Source organism: Rhodoligotrophos sp. CJ14 (assembly GCF_038811545.1).
Lineage (GTDB): Bacteria > Pseudomonadota > Alphaproteobacteria > Rhizobiales > Im1 > Rhodoligotrophos > Rhodoligotrophos ferricapiens.
Genome location: NZ_CP133319.1, coordinates 2,773,519 through 2,795,496 on the forward strand (window position 1 = coordinate 2,773,519; position 21,978 = coordinate 2,795,496).

14 protein-coding genes are annotated in these 21,978 nt (G+C 62.3%); 8 read left to right on the plus strand and 6 right to left on the minus strand.

What is annotated here, in order from left to right; genetic code table 11:
* Positions 1-91: 91 nt before the first annotated feature.
* Complete coding sequence (locus RCF49_RS12925; protein WP_342640293.1) at positions 92-5,692, minus strand: Ig-like domain-containing protein; 5,601 nt, start codon at positions 5,690-5,692, stop codon at positions 92-94.
* A gap of 293 nt (positions 5,693-5,985) precedes the next feature.
* Between RCF49_RS12925 and RCF49_RS12930 the strand changes: the two genes are divergently transcribed.
* Positions 5,986-6,903: a LysR family transcriptional regulator gene (locus tag RCF49_RS12930; RefSeq protein WP_342640294.1), complete on the plus strand. Its 918-nt coding sequence runs from the start codon at positions 5,986-5,988 to the stop codon at positions 6,901-6,903.
* Here RCF49_RS12930 and RCF49_RS12935 read toward each other — a convergent pair.
* Complete coding sequence (locus tag RCF49_RS12935) at positions 6,857-8,173, minus strand: HlyD family type I secretion periplasmic adaptor subunit (protein ID WP_342640295.1); 1,317 nt, start codon at positions 8,171-8,173, stop codon at positions 6,857-6,859. The two genes, RCF49_RS12930 and RCF49_RS12935, sit on opposite strands and share 47 nt — an antisense overlap.
* Positions 8,170-9,885, minus strand: a complete 1,716-nt coding sequence (locus RCF49_RS12940; RefSeq protein ID WP_342640296.1) for a type I secretion system permease/ATPase — start codon at positions 9,883-9,885, stop codon at positions 8,170-8,172. Before RCF49_RS12940 ends, RCF49_RS12935 begins: the two co-directional genes overlap by 4 nt.
* A 314-nt stretch (positions 9,886-10,199) precedes the next feature.
* Between RCF49_RS12940 and pxpB the strand changes: the two genes are divergently transcribed.
* Genes pxpB through RCF49_RS12955 form a run of 3 tightly spaced genes read left to right on the plus strand, consistent with a single transcriptional unit; the run spans position 10,200 to position 12,753 of the window.
* The gene (pxpB, locus tag RCF49_RS12945) at positions 10,200-10,937 is read left to right on the plus strand and encodes a 5-oxoprolinase subunit PxpB (RefSeq protein WP_342640297.1); all 738 of its coding nucleotides are present in this window, start codon (positions 10,200-10,202) and stop codon (positions 10,935-10,937) included.
* Entirely contained in the window at positions 10,934-11,977 is a 1,044-nt protein-coding gene (locus RCF49_RS12950) for a biotin-dependent carboxyltransferase family protein (protein ID WP_342640298.1), read from the plus strand. The genes pxpB and RCF49_RS12950 overlap by 4 nt, the downstream gene beginning before the upstream one ends.
* Positions 11,978-11,982: 5 nt before the next feature.
* Positions 11,983-12,753 (plus strand): LamB/YcsF family protein, encoded by a 771-nt coding sequence (locus RCF49_RS12955; protein WP_342640299.1) that lies wholly within the window; start codon positions 11,983-11,985, stop codon positions 12,751-12,753.
* Positions 12,754-12,794: 41 nt separating this feature from the next.
* Here the strand turns inward: RCF49_RS12955 and wrbA are convergent, their stop codons facing one another.
* On the minus strand, positions 12,795-13,394 hold the full coding sequence (gene wrbA / locus RCF49_RS12960; protein ID WP_342640300.1) for an NAD(P)H:quinone oxidoreductase: 600 nt from the start codon (positions 13,392-13,394) through the stop codon (positions 12,795-12,797).
* Between the two features lie 181 nt (positions 13,395-13,575).
* On the opposite strand from wrbA, the gene RCF49_RS12965 reads away from it, so the two are divergent.
* The gene (locus RCF49_RS12965; protein WP_342640301.1) at positions 13,576-14,496 is read left to right on the plus strand and encodes a LysR family transcriptional regulator; all 921 of its coding nucleotides are present in this window, start codon (positions 13,576-13,578) and stop codon (positions 14,494-14,496) included.
* Here the strand turns inward: RCF49_RS12965 and RCF49_RS12970 are convergent.
* Positions 14,493-15,467 carry a homocysteine S-methyltransferase family protein gene (locus tag RCF49_RS12970; protein ID WP_342640302.1) on the minus strand — a complete coding sequence of 325 codons (975 nt, stop codon included), beginning with the start codon at positions 15,465-15,467 and terminating at the stop codon, positions 14,493-14,495. The two genes, RCF49_RS12965 and RCF49_RS12970, sit on opposite strands and share 4 nt — an antisense overlap.
* Before the next feature lie 137 nt (positions 15,468-15,604).
* Between RCF49_RS12970 and RCF49_RS12975 the strand changes: the two genes are divergently transcribed.
* Positions 15,605-16,633: an AraC family transcriptional regulator gene (locus RCF49_RS12975; RefSeq protein ID WP_342640303.1), complete on the plus strand. Its 1,029-nt coding sequence runs from the start codon at positions 15,605-15,607 to the stop codon at positions 16,631-16,633.
* Between the two features lie 6 nt (positions 16,634-16,639).
* Here RCF49_RS12975 and RCF49_RS12980 read toward each other — a convergent pair whose 3' ends face one another.
* The gene (locus RCF49_RS12980; protein WP_342640304.1) at positions 16,640-18,778 is read right to left on the minus strand and encodes a glycoside hydrolase family 3 N-terminal domain-containing protein; all 2,139 of its coding nucleotides are present in this window, start codon (positions 18,776-18,778) and stop codon (positions 16,640-16,642) included.
* A 61-nt stretch (positions 18,779-18,839) separates the two neighbouring features.
* On the opposite strand from RCF49_RS12980, the gene RCF49_RS12985 reads away from it, so the two are divergent.
* Positions 18,840-20,651: an ABC transporter ATP-binding protein/permease gene (locus RCF49_RS12985; RefSeq protein ID WP_342640305.1), complete on the plus strand. Its 1,812-nt coding sequence runs from the start codon at positions 18,840-18,842 to the stop codon at positions 20,649-20,651.
* Between the two features lie 14 nt (positions 20,652-20,665).
* Positions 20,666-21,967, plus strand: a complete 1,302-nt coding sequence (locus RCF49_RS12990; RefSeq protein WP_342640306.1) for a glucoamylase family protein — start codon at positions 20,666-20,668, stop codon at positions 21,965-21,967.
* The last annotated feature ends 11 nt before the right edge of the window (positions 21,968-21,978 follow it).

Here is a 21,978-nt window from a genome sequence, read left to right on the forward strand (position 1 = left end):
AACAGATCAAGGGGGCCAACCGGCCCCCTTGTGTTTGCGTGCCTTGCGCGCCTGGCCCGGTCGTCGGGCCAGGTCTGTGCGGTTAACCCGATCAGGCGTAGCGGAAGTCGTCGGCGGAAAGGCTGGAGATGGCGACGCCTTCGAGCAGCACGAGATTATCGCCGCTGTCATCGATGCTCAGCACCACCCCCTCATCCGACTCTTCCAGCGCTGCCAGCACATCCTCGAAATCGGCGAAGTCGAGGGCCGCAAGATCGATGACATCGGCACCAAGCCCGAAATCGGTGATGATGTCGGAGCCTGCATTCTCCGCGAACACGAAGGTGTCCGCCCCAAGCCCGCCGCTCATCACGTCATTGCCTTCACCACCCTTGAGGATGTCATTGCCGATGCTGCCCGAGAGCTGGTCATCGCCGGCACCGCCATCGAGCTCGTCATGACCGAGACCGCCCTTGAGGACATCATCGCCCTCGCCGCCGATCAGCTTGTCATTGCCGATGCCGCCGTCGAGCTCATCATCGCCCGCATCGCCTTTGAGGATATCGTTACCGATGCTGCCGCGGATCTGATCATCGCCCTCGCCGCCATCCAGCTGGTCGGCGCGCAGACCCCCGGTAATGCGGTCATCACCATCATCACCGTAGATCTTGTTCTCCCGGATGAGATTCCCGCGCAGATTGTCCGCACCCGGCGTGCCCTTGGTCCAGCCCTCATGGGGATCGGTGGGATCCTCATCGGCAACCGTGACCTTCACCGTGGCCGTGGTCTCGCCACCCTTGGCGTCGGAAACGGTGTAGGTGAAGGAGGCTTCGCCCGTGAAGCCGTCTGCGGGCGTAAAGACCACATTGCCCTCCTCATCGAGCGATACGGTGCCATGCTCGGCATCCTGCACCGACAGGATCTCGAGCTCATCGCCATCCGCATCGCTGTCATTGGCGAGAAGGGTTGCCGCCGAGATGGTCGCAACCACGCCCGCCCGGGCACTTACCGCATCATTGCCAGCAACGGGCACGGTGTTGGCCCGCGGCTCGACCTTCACCTTCACCGTGGCTTTGCTCTCGCCCCCCTTGCCGTCGGAGACGGTGTAGGTGAAGGAGGCCTCACCGGTGAAGCCCTCTGCGGGCGTAAAGACAACATTGCCCTCGTCGTCGAGCGCAAGCGTGCCATGCTGTGCGTCCTGCACCGACAGGAGCTCGAGCTCGTCGCCATCGGCGTCGCGGTCATTGGCGAGCAGCGTTGCTGCCGTGATGGTCAGGCTCTCGCCCTGTTCGGCTGCGACCTCGTCGGCGGCAGCGACCGGCGCCCGGTTCGGCTGCGGCCGCACTGTCACCGTCACCTCGCCGGTTGCCTCACCGCCATTGCCATCGGAGATGGTGTAGGTGAAGCGCGCATCACCGGTGAAGCCATCGGCGGGCGTGAACACAACCTTGCCCTCGACCAGCGCCACCGTGCCGTTCACCGCACCACCGACCTCGGTCAGGGTGAGTTCATCGCCATCGGCATCGCGATCATTGCCGAGCAGGCTTGCCGCCGAGATGGTGACCGGCTTTTCGGCCAGGCCATAGACCCGATCCTTGCCGGCAACCGGCGCGCTGTTCTCGCCCTCACCAACGGTCACCGTCACCGTCGCCGTATCGGTGCCGCCCTTGCCATCGGACATGGTGTAGGTGAAGGAAGCCTCGCCTGCGAACCCGTCCTCGGGCGTGAACACCACATTGCCCTCGTCATCGAGCGCGACGGTGCCATGCTCGGCATTGCCCACCGCGATGATCTCGAGCTCATTGCCATCGGCATCGGTGTCATTGGCGAGAAGCAGGGCGGCCGCGACCGTCAGCACCTCACCGCGCGCCGCAGCAAAGCCCTCGTCATCAGCGGCCACGGGAACCGCATTCTCGCCGGGCTGACCACCATCGGATGACAGGGAGACCACGTTCACATTGTCGAAAGACACACCCTGGCTGCCCCAGGAGAACAGGCCAACCGTGCCCTTGTCATGCGCATGGGTCTCGATGGGGTAAGCGAAGAGCGGCTCGCCATCCACATAGGCCTGGACAGCCTGATCCACGACCTCGACCCTCAAGTCGAATTCCTGTCCAGGAGTATAACGCGCCGGGATCTGGGTGAGGTAACGCTCGACCCCGTCCTTCACTTCGATGAGCTGGAACAGGCTGTTGCCTGACTGCGCATCGAGCTCGATCTTGTAGTAATTATCCGGGTCCTGATAGTAGACGAGCAGGCCCAGCGCACCATTGTCAGGCGACTGGATCGTGGCCTCGACCGCGTAATCGCTCCACTCCTTGGCCGCCTCATCATTATAGAGCGCGTAGGTTCCCTTGCGCAGCACGTTGGTGCCATCGCCCAGCGGGCTCCAGCCCTTTTGCCATGGATCTGGATGAGAGGCACCCGCCCAGGTCAGCTCGCGGCTCTTGAGATCCGAGAGCTGAACGAGCTTGCCGTCCTGCCATTCCCATTGCGAGGCCGTGCCGCTCTCGCCGACGCCGCCGAACTCGCCTTCATCGACGATGGTCCAGTTCGCCTGCCAGTCTTCACCGCCGAAATCATCGGAGAGAAGCACCCGGTCAGCCGGGACCGCATCGATCACCACCTGATCGGTCGCGGTCTTTCCGGTAGCATCGGTGACTGTGAGCGTCAGGGTGTGACGGCCGGTCGCGAGATTGACCTCGGCCGATTTGCCCTCGGCGATGACGTTGCCTTCCGCATCCTTCCAGACATAGGACACGATCTCGTCGGGACCGAACGTGCCTTCGGCGTCAAGGCCGACGGTTACCGTGCCATTCCCATTGCTGTCGAGCGCCCTCGCGTCGCCACCGGCATGGGCCGTGAGCTCAGCCTTGCCCACATAGACGCTGTCGAATTGTGAGCTCTTCTGCCCATCGGAATAGAAGCCCACAGTCCCGCCGGACAACGGCTCCTCATCGACGACCGTGCCGAACATGCTGCGCCCGTCCAGGAACACATTGATCTCGTTCCCGGTGACGGCGATCTTGAGATCCGCATCGCGCATCCACGGCGCACCGGCATTGGTGGTTGCAAGCACGGTCTCCTGGCCGTCCACCACCTTGATCAGCGAGCGCGTGTTGTTTTCACTGTTCAGCACCACTTTGTAGTGGTTGTCCTCGTCCTGATAATAGAAGACCGCGCCGATATTGTCGTCATCGCTCGATTGCAGCGTGACCTCATAGATGTAATCGGACCAGTCCTTCGCCTCATCTGCCGCCCAGGTCAGGATGTTCTCCGCCCCATTTGAGTTCTCGAACACGCGGCCCTCGAGGGCTGCCTGGCCATCCTCGACCGTGTCGCGGGAGGCTGCGGACCCCTTCACGATGAAGGTTCCGGTGCTGCCGGTGCCGATTTCTCCGGATCCTATGACGGCGTTGCCGAAATCGTCGTGAAGCTGGGCCGAGCCGAAATCGATCTGAACGGATATATCGGTCGGCGCCTCCGCCACGATACCGCCGGCCTTGGCACCGCCAAGCTCGGCAATCTCGGCATCGGTGAACAGCTTGTCGGTGAACAGGACGCTCGAGACATAGACGTCGGACGTCTCGTTACTCTCGTCAGCAAACAGCAGCACGCCCTTGTTGAGATCGATGGCATAGCGAGCATAGTTGCTGCCCGACTGCACGGTCTCGCCCACCTTCACGCCATCGATATATTTCGAGATGACGGCGCTGGTGCCCGTATCCTCTACCGTGAAGGCCACCCGGTGCCACTCGTCATAGGTGAAATTGCCTTCGTAATCGGCATTGATGCCGATCCCGCCGCTGGTGGCGCTCTGCCTCTGAAGGAACAGCTCGCCATCGCTCTGGTTGCTGATATCGGTCTGCAGGAAGCTCGTCCAGCTGCTGTCCTGACCCGAGGGCACGAGCACGTCGTAAACCAGCGAATAGGACTTCACGACCGTGCCATCCGGCAGCGGTGTGGCCGCGCTCACCTTGATGCCCTGCGTCGGCGCGAGGCCGGGAATACGGGTAACCTGCGCCTCACTGCCGCCCTCACCGGAGCCCGGCACAGGCGCGATGCCGAACTCGGAAGGTGTGCCGGTGCTCAGCTCGAGATCTGGTGCCGAGCGGCCCCATCCCTCCGCGTCACCGTCATTGAAATTGTCCGTGAGCAGCGTGTCCTCACCGGACACGACGACGAGCACTTCGTCGGTTGAGACATTGCCCTGGGAGTCGGTGACGGCGAGGGTGAACCGATGCCGGCCAGCATCAAGCTCCAGGGTCGGCTTTGCGGTCGTGGCAACCACATTGCCCTCTTCATCGGTCCAGCGGTAGGTCAGCCCTTCATCATTGCTGGGATTGAGCGTCCGGTCTCCATCGAGCACGACGCTCGCCTTATCTTCCCCTTCCTCGACCACGATGAACTTGTCATCACCCGCCTTGGCGATGGCCACAACCTCCGGCGTGCCGAGATCAACACCGGTGATGGTCTCCTGATGTCCGCGATAGGGGCCGGTCAGGCCGTCGCGGTCGAGCTCATCCTTGTCGCGCGAGCCATCGAGGTAATCATCGAGCTCGGTGAAATAGGTCGAGGTGTAGATGGAACCATTCTCCGGATCGATGGTCACCAGCCGGATCGCGCCGTTGCCGCCATTGCCCTGCTGGATCTCGCTCGAGACGCCGTTCTGGTAATTCACCATCATCTGATAGACGGGATTGCCGAACTGGTCGTAACTGACCAGGGTCTCCGCCCCATCGCCGAAGATGTGACCCGAGAAGGTGAAGGTGACGTTCGGATATTTCTGCACGAGTTCCCGGTAGAGGGTCTCGCCGTCATTGGCGCCTTCCGGGCTGTTGCCGATGCCATAATCATAGCCGGCGCCCTCGGCATAGAGCGGATTACCGGTGGCGTCATGCCGTCCACCCCAGTTCATGTAGGAGTGGTTGGCCAGGATCACCCGATGATCAAGATGATCCTCGATGACCTCGCCCGCCCAGCGGATCACGTCATCACGCGGGCCAAATTCGAGGCTCAGCACCAGCCACTTCGTGCCGTCCGGCGCAGTGAAGGTATGATAATTGTTCGCGCTGCGGTCCGGCTCCTGGTCATAGACGCCGCCGAAGGTCGGGTTCACCGCCGCCTGCTTCTCCGGGGAAAAGCGGATGTCGAGCGGATCGGTTGAGTGGTTGGCGGCATTGCCGGTGTTCTGGTCGTGATTGCCCGGCAACAGCGAATAGGGAATCTCCCCGTCGAGTATGCGGATGGCTTCTTCCGCATAGGGCCAATGCGAGCTGTCGCTGTTATTGGTGGTGATGTCGCCCACATGGACGACGAATTCGATATTGAGGCTGTCCTTGTTGTCGACCAGCCATGTGGTCATGTTCTTGAAGGTCTGGACATTGCTCGGATTGGTGTAATCCTGCGTATCCGGCAAAACTGCGATCGTATAGGCATTCTCGCCTGTCACGCGAACGCGCACATTCTCGGTGACGCTGTTGCCTTGGGCATCCGATGCGGTGATCTTGAGATCGCTATGGCTGAGTGCCTCGAGAAAGTCGATGGTCAGCATGCTGCCATCGAGCGTCACGGCGGCAACGGAGGGATCGCTGCTCTCAACCGTATAGGTGAGGTTCTCCCCCGCGAAGACTTGAGAAAGGTCGATGACGCGGTCTTCGGACCCGCGCTTCACCATGAAATCCAGAATGGGATCGGTGATGGTCGGCATCATATCTGTCCTGTCTGAGGCAGGCGCGCCGTCATTGATGGGGAGACGGGCCAGCCCTGCCTAATCCTGTCGACGCACTCCAACCGGCCGGTTCTCCTCCGGTCCCGCAGTGCAGCAGCCGGACGCTAGGCGGGCCATATGACGGCTTCTTAAAAGCTCGCCCCCTCACCCCATACAAAGATCCAATACCGCCCATCGGCTCAGTCCATAGGTCTTGCCGAGCCTCATGTCACATGGACGTAAAAGTCCCATCGGATACCTGCCCTGAAAAGAACGGCGTTAAGAAGATTTGCCCCATGTCGATCGCTCAGCTGCGCGCGTTCCACCTCGTGGCGGCCGCGGGCGGCTTTTCACAAGCCGCGAGAGAGACGGCGGTCAGCCAGTCCACCTTGTCCGGTCAGGTGCGGCAGCTCGAGCAGGCAAGCGGCACCACGCTGTTCGAACGCAGGCAGCGCGGTGTGATGCTCACGCCTGAGGGACAGGCACTCTTCGAGATTACCTCGCGCATGTTTACGGCCGAGGCAGAAGCCCGCGCACTGCTTAAGGATGAGTCCAGCAAGATCGGCGGTCATCTTCGGGTGGTGGCCGACGGAGCCGTTCACTCACTGCCAGTGATACAGCAGCTGATCGAAAGGCGTCCGCGGCTGACCTTCTCGTTGGCCATCGCCAATTCGGCGCGCGTGATCTCACAACTCTCCGAATATCGCGCCGATATGGGACTTACCGCACGAAAGCCGTCAGACAATCGCCTGCATGCACAGAAATACCTGACCATGAAGCTTTCTGCCTTCGTGCCCCGCTTCCATGAATGGGCGGGCCGGCGGTCGATCACGATGGCCGAGCTCGACGGCAGGTCCTTCGTGCTGCGTGAGCATGGCTCGCGCACACGCGAGGTCTTTGAAGAGAATCTCGCCCGTCATGACCTCACCCTTGGCCGCGTCACTGAGATTGCGACCCAGGACGGCGTGCGTGAGGCCGTTGCGGCCGGCTTCGGCATCGGCGTGTGCGGATCGCTTGAATTTGGATACGATTCAAGGCTGCACCAGCTGCCAATCACCGATGCCGATATTCCACTGGTGGAATATGTGGTCTGCCTCGATGAACGGCGCATGCAGCCGCTGGTGCGGGATGCCTTCGCAGCGGCCAGAGAGGCCGCGAGTCTAGCGGCTACTCCTCACGCATGGCCCTTTCGAGCTGATCCTGCAGCGGCTTGACGAGATAGCTGAGTGGCGTCCGATCGCCTGTCCGCATATGAACCTCGGCCGGCATGCCAGGCATGAGACTCAAGCCTTCGAGCTTGGCAATATCCTCCGCCAACAAACCGATACGCACCGTGTAATAGCTCAGGCCCGATTCCTTTTCAGTGATCAGATCGGCCGAGATCCGCTCGACTAGCCCCCGCACCTCGGGCGTGGTCCTCTGATTGAAGGCGGAAAGACGAATATTTGCGGGCTGTCCATAATGGATCTGGTCGATATCCGGCGGCGACACCTTCGCTTCGATGGTGAGGCGGTCCTCGCCAGGGATGATCAGCATGACCGTTTCGCCCGGCGTGATCACCCCACCCACCGTATGAACGGCGAGCTGATGCACTTTGCCGCCAATCGGCGCGCGCAGATCGATCCGTTTCAGCTGATCCTGAGCCGCAACCTGCTTTTGTACGAGCTCGCCCCATTTTGCCTCGAGCTCGCGCAGGTCTTCGATAACTTCCGTGCGGAAATCCTGGTCAATCTGCAGGATCTGAAGCTCTGTTTCCGTGTGCTTGCCTTTCGAGCGGGCAAGCTCTGCCTGAAGCTGGCCGCGCTCGCCCTCGAGGCGCGCTTCCTCTCGTTGCAGCGATCTCAGCCGCGTCAACGGCGCAAGACCTTGCGCTTGCAGCCCCGCAACGTCCTTGATCTCCTTCGAGATCAAATCGAGCTCACCGCCTTTTGCCTCGATCTGTGCGGAAAGGCCTCTGGCCTCCTCGTCGAGCTGCGTGAGCCGTTCCTTCAGCTGAGCAATCTGCCCGAGGCGCCCCTCGCGCCGAGATTTGAACAGGCTCGCCTCGCCCGCCATGGCGGCGGCAACCTGTGGATCATGGCTCCGGGCCTTATAGGCTTCGGGAAAGCCGAGCACGTCCAGCTGATCACGCTCGGCGGTCAGGCGAGCGCGCCGCGCCTCGAGCTCGATCAGCTGGGTTTCCACCACCATGAGATTGGCGCGCGTCACCGTTTCATCGAGCCGGATGAGCAGTTTGCCGGCTTCGACCCGATCGCCGTCGCGGGCGAGGATCGCGCCCACCACACCGCCGTCAGGATGCTGGACTCGCCTTGCATTGCTCTCGACCACGATCGTGCCCGGTGCGATGATCGCCCCGCTCAAGGACGCCAGTGCCGACCAGCCGCCAAAGCCGAACACCACGAGGCCGACCAGCAGGAAGCCGAGTGCCACTTGCCGGCCGATGCCTTCCAGATCCTCTGTCCGGTTGTTCCGCTTCATGATCATGATGCCACCGCCGTCGGATGTTTGAGCACGCGCCCAAGCACCTCGTCCTTGGGACCGAAGGCCTGTTGACGCCCCTCCGCAAGCACCAGCACCTTATCGACCGCAGCCAATGCGCTTGGCCTATGCGCGATGACGATCACCACGCTTCCCGCTTCCCTTGCCCCTCTGATCGCATGGGTCAGCGCCGCCTCGCCCTCAGCATCAAGGTTCGAGTTCGGCTCATCCAGCACGATGAGGAAAGGGTCTCCATAGAGCGCGCGGGCGAGCGCCACCCGTTGCCGTTGCCCCGCCGAAAGCGCCTGGCCGCCATCGCCGATCCGGGTCTCATAGCCAGCCGGCAGCCGCACGATCATCTCGTGCACCCCCGCCCTGCGGGTGGCTGCCAGAATCTCCTGCGAAGTCGCGTCCGGCCTGAACCGCGCGATATTTTCGGCCACCGTTCCCGGGAAGAGCTCGATATCCTGCGGGAGATAGCCGACATAGCGGCCGAAATCGTGCCGGTCCCACTGATCGAGCGTCGCACCATCGAGGCGCACCCCGCCACGATTGCTCGTCCATACGCCCACGAGCCCGCGCGCCAATGTGGACTTGCCGGAGCCGCTGGCCCCGATCACGCCGACCGCATCGCCGGCCCCCACCGAAAAGCTCACCCCCGACAGAGTCGGGCGGTTGGTTCCCGGTGGCACCACCGCCAGATTATCCACATCGAGCCGCTGTGATGGCCTCGGCAGGACCACCTCCGGGGATGCATCCCTGCTCTCTTCGGCAACCTCGATCAGTCGCCGGTAACTTTGCCGTGCACCGACAAAACCGCGCCAATTGGCGATCGCGAGCTCGATCGGAGCAAGCGCACGCGATGAAAGGATGGAGCTTGCGATCATCACCCCGGGCGATACCTCTTGCAAAATGACGAGATAGGCACCGACCGCCAGCATCAGCGACTGGAGAAAGAAGCGGAACACCTTTGCGGCCGCGCCAATGCCGCCGGCCGCATCGACCGCCCGCTGCTGCTCGCCGAGAAATGCGCCATGGGCCGCAACCCACCGCTCGCGCAGCGCCGGCAGCATTCCCATGGCGGCGAGCGCCTCCACATTGCGGCGGCAGGTTTCGGCGACCGCATTGCGGGCTGATGATTTCTGGGATGCTGCCCGGGTCGGATTGCGCGTCTTCACCTCCGTGAGCAGCGTGAAGATGCAAAGCAGAATGGCACCGCCCAACGCCACCAGCCCGAGCCAGACATGCAGGAGAAACAGGACCGCGAGATAGATCGGCATCCACGGCAGATCGAAAACCGCGACCGGTCCCTGGCTGCCCAGAAACTGACGGATCTGATCAAAATCCCGGATCGGCTGCTGGCCATCACCTTCACGGCGGCCGTTGAGGGACTGAAAGGCCACCACGTCGAAGATCAGCTTGCGCAGGCGGCGATCAAACCGTTCACCGAAGCGTGCCAGAATTCGGCTGCGCACAAAGTCAAGCGCGCCTTGAAAGGCATAGAGCATGGCCGCCAGCCCGAGCAGCACAACCAGTGTGGGCACGCTGCGGCTCGAGAGAACCCGGTCGTAGACCTGCAGCATGAAGAAGGGCCCCGTCAGCATCAGCAGGTTCACCACACAGCTGAACAGACCGATGCTGCCGAAGACGCCATAGCCGGAATGCAGAGCCTCCCTGATAGGGGAGTGGGCGGATCGCGCTGCTGAAACTGGGGGCATGATGCAATCGCAATGGGGAACAACCAGGAGGGGCGCGGGCGCGCCGCGCAACGCCGCATCGATAGGCAATGTGTATGACGAACCATTTACAGCGAGGTGCGATGGCTTCAGCCCGCTGCAGGTTCGCCCCATCATGGGATGAAGACCCGCGCGCTCCTGAGTGTCTCCTCGTGCCGGCCGATCTCAGCAGCGTCTCGACCCGCCAATGGCCGGCCGCTCATCTATTGCTATTGACAGCGATCGGAGCTGCCCCAAAGCTCTCGCGTGAGTGAGACGAGCCAGCCACGTCCCGAGGTCATCCAGATCGCAGCGGCATGAACACATCAGCGCAAACGAGCATCCGCTTTCTGGATTCTGGCGAAGCGGCCCTCACGGTCGAGCTTGGCAGCATCATCAGCGAAGATATCAACCGCCAGGTGATCGCGCTGGGTGAAGCGCTCGCGATGCGCGATCTTAAGGGTGTTGAAGAGATCATCCCCACCTATCGCTCCCTCCTTGTGCTCTATGATCCCTTGCATCTTTCGCGCGATGCGTTGTGCTTGGCCGTCAACGAGATCTGGCCGCACATCAACGTTCTGCGCGAGACAGGACGGCGCTGGGCCATTCCCGTCTGCTATGGCGGCGAGCACGGGATCGATCTCGAGGAAGTGGCACAACGCCATGGGATGAGCCCCGAGGAACTGATCGCCCGTCATTCCGGTGCAACCTACCGTGTCTATATGATCGGCTTCACTCCCGGCTTTGCCTATCTGGGCGGCCTACCCCAGGAGATTCACACCAGCCGCCGGAATGAGCCGCGAGCCCGGGTTCCGCCCCGCAGCATCCTGATCGGCGGCAAGCAGGCGGGGATCTGTCCGCCGATGGAGATCCCGAGCGGCTGGCACCTCCTGGGACAGACACCGGTGCGATCCTATGATCCGCGGCGGAGCGATCGGCCGTTCCTGTTCGAGCCCGGTGACATTGTGCGCTTTAAACCGATCACTCCGGAGGAATACCGGGAGATGTGCGCTGCTGCCGAGGCGGGCGAGGAGGTTGCAAAGCCCGAGCCATGAAAGATCACCTTCTGATCAGGGACGGCGGCCTGTTCTCGACGCTGCAAGACAAAGGCAGGCGCGGCTATCAGCGCTATGGCATCTCCGCATCGGGCGCGATGGACCTCGTCTCCATGGCAATCGCCAACGCGCTCGTCGGCAATCCCCCCGATACCGCGGTCATCGAGATGACCTTCGTGGGGCTTTCGGCGGAGGTGCAGGCCGATGCCTGCCGTCTCAGCATTGGGGGCGGCGACGTGGCGGTCAGGATCAATGGCCAAATGGCCGAAACCTTCATGGCCCTTGATCTTGCGCGCGGCGATGTCATTGAGATCGGGCCGATACGAGAGGGTATGCGCAGCTATCTGGCTGTCCATGGCGGCTTTGACATCACCCCCACTCTTGGCAGTCTCTCCACCCATTCCCGGTCTGGCATTGGCGGTCTCGATGGCCGGGCCCTGAAAGCCGGCGATCAGCTCCCTTTGCATACAATCAGGCGGCCCGATGCGCCGCGGCTCAACCTTCCCCAACGGTACCGGCCCGAATGGAACGGGCCCATTCGGGTGGTCCTCGGGCCTCAGGCCGATCTGTTCACCGCGCAAGGCATAGACACCTTCCTCAACAGCCCCTATCGCATTTCGGCCAAAGCTGATCGCATGGGATGCCATCTCGAGGGGCCGGTCATCGAGCATGTCGGCGACTTCAACATCATCTCGGACGGCATCACCAATGGCAGCATCCAGGTGCCCGGACATGGCCGCCCCATCATCCTGCTCGCTGACCGCCAGACGACCGGCGGCTATCCCAAGATCGCAACCATCATCAAGGCGGATCTGCCGCGCATCGCCCAGCGCCGGCCGGGAGATGAGGTCCGCTTTGCCAGAGTGACGATCATGGAAGCGGTCGAGCTTGCCCGCCGCGAGCAGGCCTGGCTCGGATCACTGCACAGAATACTTGAACCGGCCCTCGATGAGGCGCAAGCCTTGACATCCGAGCGGCTGCTTCAGGCCAATCTCATCAGCGGCGTGCACGCGGCGCTTTCAACGACCAATCTGGAGTGACGGTCATGGCCACGATCGATCTGAACTGCGACATGGGTGAGAGCTTCGGCGTCTATAAGCTGGGTGATGACGCGGCCATGCTCGACGTGGTGACCTCCGCCAATATCGCCTGCGGCTTCCATGCGGGCGATCCACTGGTGATGGCCAGCACCTTGGCTAAGGCCAAGGAGAAGGGCGTGGGCGCAGGTGCCCATCCGAGCTTCCTTGATCTCTGGGGGTTTGGCCGGCGCCCGATTCACGGTGAGCGCCCTGCCGATGTGGAAAAGTCCGTCATCTACCAGATCGGCGCGCTGCAGGCCCTTGCCCACAGTCTGGGGCTGCGGCTCACCCATGTGAAGGCGCATGGGTCGCTTGGCAACATGTCCAATGATGATCTCGATCTTGCCCGCGCCATAGGCCGCGCGATCAAGGCGGTGGATCCGAATTACATCTTCGTCGTCATGCCCGGGCTTCCCACGGAAAAAGCTGGCGAAGAGCTGGGGCTCAGAATGGCACGCGAGGTCTTCGCCGACCGGGCCTATGCAGATAGCGGCAACCTTCTGTCCCGCAAGATCGAGGGCTCGGTCATTCACGACCCGGAGCTTGCTGCCGAGCGGGTGTTGCGGATGGTCGAGAGCGGGGAGGTCATCACAGCCAGCGGCAAGCGCCTGCCCTTGCGGGTTGACACCGTCTGCGTCCACGGTGACACGCCAGGCGCTGTCGCCATGGCGCGGGCCGTAAAGCAGAGGCTCGAAGCCGCCGGCGTGGCGATCAAGCCCATGGGCGAGTGGCTTTGAGCTGAATTCCCCGCCTTGAGAATGCTTCGGCCATTGGCTGATTAGCCGAAAACCTTCAGCGCCGCTTTGGCGACCAGCTCGCCCTGATGGCGTGCGCCTGCGAGATCGAGCGCGCTCGGCGTGCGAGAGCCGTCACCACCGGCGATCGTGCTCGCGCCATAGGGTGCGCCGCCGACGATTTCCTCAACGCTCATCTGCCCGGTATGGCTATAGGGCAGCCCAACAATCATCATGCCGAAATGGAGAAGATTGGTGATAATCGAGAACAAGGTCATCTCCTGGCCGCCATGCTGGGTAGCCGTCGAGGTGAAGGCCGCGCCGATCTTGCCATTGAGGGCGCCGCGGGCCCAAAGACCACCCGCCTGATCGAGAAAGGCCGCCATCTGCGAGGACATCCGGCCGAACCGTGTGCCGGTGCCGACGATGATCGCATCATAATGCTCGAGATCGGCGACGGTAGCGACCGGTGCCGCCTGGTTGAGCTTGAAATGGGAGCGCTCAGCGATCTCGAGCGGCACGGTTTCGGGAACACGCTTGATGTCGACTGTTGCGCCTGCGTTGCGAGCACCTTCCGCAACGGCATGTGCCATCGTTTCGATATGACCGTAGGACGAATAATAGAGCACGAGAACCTTTGCCATATTCCGCTTCCCTCGATGCTGCTGCCTGGCGCAGCGTTGGTTGGCGGGAAACATGGCCCATGGCCCCTGGCATAAAAAGCCGAATAATATAGAAGGTTCTGTTCGATAAATTCGTCATGCTAGCCATTTTGTTGCAGCAGGCGAGCGCCGGCACAGCCGGCAAAGGTTCTGGTGAAAAACGATGGTATCCGATCCGGGCAGGCCGACCCTGGACCAGCTTCAGGTCTTCCTTGCGGTCATTGAAGCGGGCAGCTTTGCCGGTGCCGGCCGTGCTCTCAACCGGGCGACCTCGGTCGTCAGCTATGCGATATCCAATCTCGAGGCACAGCTCGGGCTGACACTGTTCGATCGCGAGAGCACCCGTAAGCCCCAGCTCACTGAGGCCGGCCGTATGGTGCTGGCGGAATCGCGCATCATTCTCGCCGGCGTCGACACGTTGCGGGCCAAAGCCAAAGGCATGTTGCAGGGGCTCGAATCCGAGCTTCACCTCGTGGTCGACGTGCTCTTACCGGAAGAGCGCGTGGTTGATGCTCTCACGAGCTTTCGCGAGCAGTTTCCAACCGTTTTGCTGCATGTCCATGTGGAGACGCTAGGGGCAGTCACCAAGCTGGTCCTCGACCGCGTGGCAAGCCTGGGTGTCAGTGGCCCGCTCGATGCGCCGATTTCCGGCATCGAGCGGATCAGGATCGGCAGCGTGAAAATGGTCCCGGTGGCTGCACCGAGCCACCCGCTCGCGCTTGCCGGGACCAATCCGCCCGGTGCCGGGCGCGACCACATTCAGTTGGTGTTGACGGATCGGTCGTCTCTGACCAAGGGGCGCGACTTCGCGGTGATCAGTAGCCGCACCTGGCGGCTGGCGGATCTCGGCTCCAAACATATGCTGCTCAAAGCCGGTATCGGCTGGGGCAACATGCCCCTGCCGATGATCGCCGACGACCTCGCGCAAGGCCGGCTGATTGCGCTCGATATGCCCGATGCCCGCGGGGCCGACTATTTCCTCGATGTGATCTATCGGACCGATACGCCACCGGGTCCAGCCGCATCTTGGCTCACCGCCCGGTTTCAGTCGCAAGCCGGCATCGCGCTCACAGCCTCGAGCTAAGCCGCAACGCCATGGCGCATCGGGTCACCAGGTTCTGAGAAGCACGCCTCGCAGATCTGCTCGATATGGCGGTGATCGGTGCCACAACAACCGCCGAGCACGTTCAGGTGAGGCAGGCGCCGGCGCAGTTCGCGATAGTGCGAGGCAAGCTCAGCTGGATCGCCATCGTCGAGTTCCGTTGCCTCATTGAGCTCTGCATGGCTGCATTTTGATGCATTCGCCCGGATGCCGCGCACCCGCTCAAGCCAGGCCCCTTCCGTAAGTATATGGTCGAAATGGCAGGGATGCGCGCAATTGATCATGTAGTAGCTGGGCGCGCCATTGGTGACGAGATCAATGGTTTCGATTGCATCCTGCAGGGTATCACCCGTGGGCAGACGACCGTCGGTTTCGACGGTGAATGACAGGACGACCGGTAGTCCCGCGGCTTGGGCGGCACGGGTAACCCCGATCGCCTCGTGGATATTGGTCATGGTGATGGCGGTCACGAGATCAACGCCCATTTCAGCGAAAATGCCGATCTGGCGCGCGTGATAGGCTTCCGCCACCGCTGGCCGCATGATCCGGCCGGGCTCGTAGCCATCCCCGCGCGGGCCGACACAGCCGCTCACCACCATCGGCGAGCTTAGGATTTCGAGTTCGGCCTTGAGCCCATGCAGGAGGGCTATGGCCTTGCGATTGGCCTCATCGAGCGCCTCCGGGCGATAGCCGAGCTTCTCCCCCCAATCCGCGCTGGCCCGCCATGTCGCGCTTTCCAGAATGAAACCCACGCCCTTGTCCCGCGCAATGCTTGCATGGCGGCGATAATAGCTGCGGAGCGCCTCGGTGCCCTTCTCGTCCCTCAGCAAATGAAATGCAGCAAACTGGGGAAGCTCCAGGCCCTCCAAAAAGATCAAGGTGGTTTCAATACCACCATCTGTCAGGAAAAGCCCTCCATTCAGCTGCGGCAGCTGATGTTTAGCGTTCATCATCGCATTTCCTCTGGTGATTACAGCCTGGCTACTGCAACTGCAGCCGGCGGCAAGTCGGAAACAGCCATATGTTGTCGCGAACGACTATGCCCTTTACTGTTCCGCGCGCTTTATGCTCCATTATGAGCTCGGAAAGAATGATCGGAACGCCGGTTCTTTTGACCGGTCCGCCGGATTTCCAGGTAAGGCATATGGATGCGCTGCAGGACATCCTCAGAACGATGCAGCTTTCCGGCGCGATCTTCCTCGAGGCAGACTTCACGGCACCCTGGTGCGTGACCTCGAAGCTCACGCCCGAAGACTGCAAGCCGTTCATGCCGGAGCCCAATCAGCTCATCGCCTATCACTATGTCACGGCCGGCAGGCTGGTCGTCGAGACCGAGGGCATGCCAGCCGTGACGGTCGCAGCCGGTGAGGTCATCTTGCTGCCGCGCAATGATGAGCATGTGATCGGCAGCGGGGAGAACCTTAAGCCCATAAGCGCTGATGGCCTCATCCAGCCTGCAAATGACGGCGGCTTGGCACGCATCGTCCATGGCGGAGGCGGCGAGCGGACTCAGATCCTCTGCGGCTTCCTCGGCACCAATGCGCCGAAGACGCCAGTCTGCGATCTCTTGCCGAAAATGCTCACCATCAGCTTCGAGCAGCAGGTCGGGCGCTGGATCGAAAGTTCAGTGCGGCTCGCCGCCGGGCGGATGTGCCAGGCAGGGCCGCAATCCCCGGCCCTTCTGGGCAGGCTTGCGGAGCTCCTCTTCATTGAAGCGGTGAGCCGCTATGTGGCGGCTCTCCCGCAAGAGACCAGCGGCTGGCTGGCAGGCTTGCGCGACCCCATCATCGGCCGCGCCTTGGCATTGCTCCATGGCCCCATGACCCATCGCTGGACAACGGAGGAACTTGCCCGGGAGGTGGGACTGTCCCGCTCTGCCTTTGCCGAGCGGTTCACCAGCCTGATCGGTGAGCCTCCTATGCGCTATCTCGCCCATTGGCGCCTGCAGGCGGCGGCCCAGCGTCTGACCAATTCTCACGAGCCGATCGCCCGCATTGCCTTTGAGGCCGGCTATGACTCGGAAGCCGCTTTTAACCGGGCCTTCAAGCGGATGTTCAGCCTGCCGCCCAGCGGTTTTCGCCAGCAGCATGGCGCAGCGCGCCCGCCGCTGGATCTCTGAGTCGCCTCAAGCGCCGCACAGGGTCACTGTCGCCCGCAGAAGCTGTGTCTCATCCGCACTGGTGCCCACCAGCACTTCGAACGTGCCTGGCTCCACCACTGGGTTCATGTCGAGACCGGGAAAAGCAAGTTCCGCGACAGGCAAGGAAAAGCGTACCGCCTCGGAGGATTGAGGCCTGAGGCGGGCTTTGCCGAAGCGCTTCAGCTCCATGACCGGCCGGGCAACGCTTGCCACGGGATCGCGCATGAACAGGAAGACGGTCTCCTCGCCCGCAACACCGCCCTCGTTCACCACATCGACTTCAACGGTGATAACGCCGGTGGTCGCGACCTCCGTCGGGCTGACCTTGAGATTGCACAGCCTGAAACGCCCATAGGAGAGCCCATGGCCGAAGGGAAACAGAGGCGTCACCGGCACGTCGAGATATTTGCTGGTATAGTGGTCTTTCGGATTGGCCGGGCGACCCGAGGGGCGCTCTGCATAGAAGATCGGCACCTGTCCCACCTCTCGCGGCCAGGTCACGGACAATCGCCCGCTCGGATTGTGCTGACCAGTCAGCACGTCGGCGATGGCATGACCCGCCTCCGTGCCAAGCCACCAGGTGGCAAGCACGGCATCCGCTCGCTCGACCAGAGAGGAAATCGTCAACGGCCGGCCGGACGAGACAAGAGCGATGACCGGCTTGCCCAGATTGAGCACCGCGTCGACCAGTTCGTTCTGGCGGCCAGGAAGGCATGGATCTGCCCGGCTCGTCGCTTCGCCGCTCATATTGGCTGCCTCGCCCACCGCCAGCACCACCATATCAGCCGATCGCGCGGCCTCCAGCGCTTGCGGAATGCCGCTGACATCCTCGCCGGTGATGCTGACCCCGGGCGCATGCAGGATTTGAACACCCGGCAGGCCCGCAATCATACCTTCCAGAATGGTGACCGGGTCCTGCTCATAGCCCGCGCCAAACCAGGGACCACGCATGTCCCCTCGGGCATCGGCCAATGGCCCAAGCAGCGCGAGCCGCTGCACCTTGCCGGTGATGGGCAGGACACCCTTGTTGGTGAGAAGCACGATCGCGCGCCGCGCCACCTCGCGGGCAAGCGCCCGTTGCGCAGGGCCCGTCCGGGCATTCGGCGCCACAGGGACGCCTCGGCAATAGGGGTCATCGAAGAGGCCGAGGCGCTCCTTCAGCCTGAGCACCCGGCGCACGCAGACATCGATGTCATCCATGGTGACAAGCCCGCGTTCGAGTGCCTCGGGCAGTCCGCGCGTATAGGCATTGGCCATCATGTCGAGGTCGACGCCGGCCTTGAGTGCCAGGGCGGCGGCTTCGGCAAGATCACCGGCGACACCATGATTGATGAGCTCGGCAATGGCGTTGTAATCGCTGACGATCACCCCTTCGAAGCCGAGCTCACCGCGCAGCCAGTCTCGCAGCAGGCGCACGTGAGCTGTCATGGGCACACCGGCAATGTCGTTGAAGGCGGGCATGATCGCTCCGGCACCAGCCTTCACGGCCGCTTCAAAGGGCGGCAGATAGACCTCACGCAGGGTGCGCTCCGAAATATCGACAGAGGCATAGTCCCGGCCGGCCGTGACCGCACCATAGGCGCAGAAATGCTTCACGGTCGCCACCACGCTATCGGCGGCGGCCAGATCCGAACCCTGGAAGCCTCGGACTTTGGCAACCCCCATGCGGCTGGCCACATAAGGGTCCTCCCCCGGTCCCTCGGCCATCCGGCCCCATCGCGGATCACGCGCCACATCCAGCATGGGCGCGAACACCATGCTCAGCCCATCCTCCGCTGCCTCGATCGCCGCCATGCGCGCCGTGCGCTCCCAAATCTCCTCATCGAAAATCCCCGCTTCCGCCGGCCCGATCGGGAAAATCGTCCGCTGGCCATGCACGGTATCGAAGCCGATGAGCAGTGGAATACCGAGGCGCGATTCCTCAACCGCCAGGCGTTGAGCCGCTCGGACGGGTTCGGCGCCCCAGAGGTTCAGCATGTTGCCGATGCGGCCGGCACGAATGCCTTCCGTCGCATCACCAGCGACAATTGGCCCCGTCACAGCATAGTTGGCCGTAATCATATTGAGCTGGCCAATTTTCTCTTCCAGCGTCATGGCTGTAAGAAGATTTTCGATACGCCTCACGGGGCATTCTCCATTCTCAAGGGCTCTGCCCCATTTACTACAACGCGGGAGTTAAATCCGCATGTCGGTTCAGCCGGTGGGTGAGCGTCGGAACGGCTCTTCGGCACTGTTCCCTGAGAATTTGTCGGACGAGACCGCCGCCTCGCAGCTTTGGATGCTGGCGAGCACATTTGTGTCCTCGCCGCTCTTTCCAAAACTCGTGCTACTCGCCCTCGCCATTGTCGCTGTGGTCGGCGCCACCGCCTATGGCCAGGTGCAGTTGAACGCGTGGAACGAGCCCTTCTATAACGCGCTGTCCCGCAAGGATCTCGGGGCCTTTCTCCATCAGCTTGTTGTCTTTGCCGTGATTGCCGGCGGCCTCCTTGTGCTCAACGTGGCGCAGACCTGGCTCAACCAGATGATGCAGCTCAAACTCCGCGAGGGACTTGCGCGCGATCTGATTGGCCAATGGATGCAGCCGGGGCGGGCCTTTCGGCTGACCAATGCGGGTCCGGTTGGTGCCAATCCGGACATGCGTATCCATGAGGATGCGCAAATGCTCACCCAGCTTTCAACCAATCTCGGCATTGGCCTGCTGCAGTCCACCCTGCTTCTCGGCAGTTTCATCGGTGTGCTGTGGGTGCTGTCCGATGGGGTGGTATTCACCCTTGCCGGTGAAAGTTTCAGCATCCCCGGCTACATGGTCTGGTGTGCACTCCTTTATGCCGCCATCGCCTCTTGGCTGAGCTGGCTGGTGGGCCGTCCGCTGATCGGTCTCAATGCCGATCTCTACGCCCGCGAGGCGGAATTGCGCTTCGCGCTGGTGCAGGTCAATGAGAATGCGGATGGCATCGCGCTCAACCGTGGCGAGGCGGACGAGAAGAGCCGGCTCGAGGGCGTGCTGGATGCCGTGCTCAGCCAGATGCGGCGCATCGTGTTTGCCGTCACGGGGCTCACCTGGGTGACGGCGGGCTATGGATGGTTCACGATCGTCGCGCCTATTCTCGTGGCGGCGCCCGGCTATTTCGGCGGAGATCTCTCATTCGGCGGACTGATGATGGTGGTCGGCGCCTTCAATCAGGTGCAGAGCGCGCTGCGTTGGTTCGTCGACAATTTCTCGATCATCGCCAATTGGCGGGCCCTGCTCCTGCGGATCGCAAGCTTCCGAAGGGCGGTGATCGCCATGGATAAGGTCGAGCGCGGCCCAAGCACGATCACGTTTACCGACGGGGGCAAGCAGCTTACGCTCGACAATATCCGTGTGACCTCGCCGAGCGGCGCAACCCGGCTCAACGAAACCAGCGTTGCCATCAAGCCGGGCGAACGGGTGCTGATCACGGGCGAGTCGGGCTCGGGAAAGACCCTTCTCTTCCGCGCCCTGGGCGGTCTGTGGCCCTGGGGCGCGGGCCGGATTGGGCTTCCATCCGACGGCGTCATGTTCGTGCCTCGCCGGCCTTACATACCACCGGGCACGTTGCGGTCCGCGCTGGCCTATCCCGCACCACAGGTCGCGTTCACCGATGAGGAACTTCATGCGGCCATCATACGGACTCACCTGAACCGTTTTGCGGATGATCTCGACCGCACGTCCAGATGGGACAAGGAGCTTTCCGATGACGAGCAGCAATGCCTCGCCTTTGCGCGCATCCATCTCCGCCGGCCGCGATGGGTCGTCATCGACGAGGCGATCGACAATCTGGACGATGCAAGACGCAGATCGATCTTTGCGTACCTGGCGGAAGATCTTCCCGATACGGCGGTGATCTATATCGGCCGGGGCAGTGCCGCCGATCACTACTTCATGCGCGTGCTGCACCTAGTGAAGGACAATGATCCGTCTGATGTCTTCGAAACGGCCCCGGTGACGGCCCTCCCCCAACCGGTAACCTCGTGAACTCTGGAACCAAAATGCAAGATAGGCTCACGTCCATGTCAACCGTTGCCCGTCCGGCGGATTTGTCGGATGAGGCTCTGCTCGATTTGGTTCAGCGGCAGACCTTTCACTTTTTCTGGGAGGGGGCCCACCCCATCAGCGGTCTTGCCCGAGACCGGTCGACCATAGCGGGTGATCCCGATGATGATCTCGTGGCAAGCGGCGGTTCAGGCTTTGGCGCGATGGTGATCCTCGTGGCGACCGAGCGGGGGTGGATCACCCGTGAGCAGGCCATCACTCGCCTTTCGGCCATGCTCGATTGCCTCGAGCGGGCCACCTGCTATCACGGCACCTATCCCCATTTCCTGAATGGCCGAACCGGCGCCACCATACCCTTCTCCCGCAAGGATGACGGCGGCGATATCGTCGAAACCGCCTTCCTGATGGAGGGGCTTCTTTGCGCCCGGCAATATTTCAACGCGGACACGCCTGCCGAAAGGCGGTTGCGCGGGCGCATCAATGTCCTGTGGGAGGAGACCGAGTGGAACTGGTACACGCAAGGTGGCCGCGAAGTCCTCTACTGGCATTGGAGCCCCAATAACGGCTTTGCCATGAACCATGAGGTGCGCGGCTGGAACGAGTGCCTCGTCGCCTATGTCTTGGCCGCCGGCGCCCCGCGCTATGCCATCGACCCTGCCGTCTATCACAATGGCTGGGCGCTCAACCGCGAGTTCCTCAACGGACATAAATATTACGGCATCGAGCTGCCCCTGGGCCCCGCCATGGGCGGCCCATTGTTCTTCTGCCACTACAGCTTCTCAGGGCTCGATCCGCGCGGCCTTAAGGATCGCTATGCGGATTACTGGGAGCAGAATTTCCGTCATACTCTGATCAATCATGCCCATTGCATCCACAATCCCTATGGGCATGCGGGCTATGGCGAGGACTGCTGGGGTCTCACGGCCAGCGATGATCCGCATGGCTATGCCGCTCATGCGCCCAGCAATGACAATGGGGTCATTTCCCCAACCGCTGCCCTTTCGAGCTTTCCCTACGCGCCGGACAAGGCCATGCGCGCGCTTCGGTACTTCTACCATGAGCTCGGCGACCGTATCTGGGGGCGCTATGGCTTTGTCGATGCGTTCTCGCTCAGGGATGACTGGTATGCCAAAACCTTCCTCGCCATCGACCAGGGTCCCATCATCACCATGATCGAGAATTACCGCACCGGTCTTTTGTGGCGGCTGTTCATGAGCGCGCCCGAGGTACAGACCGGCTTGCGCAGGCTCGGATTCACGAGCCCGCATCTTGGCAATGACGCTACAGCCACATCATAGGACGGCCTGAC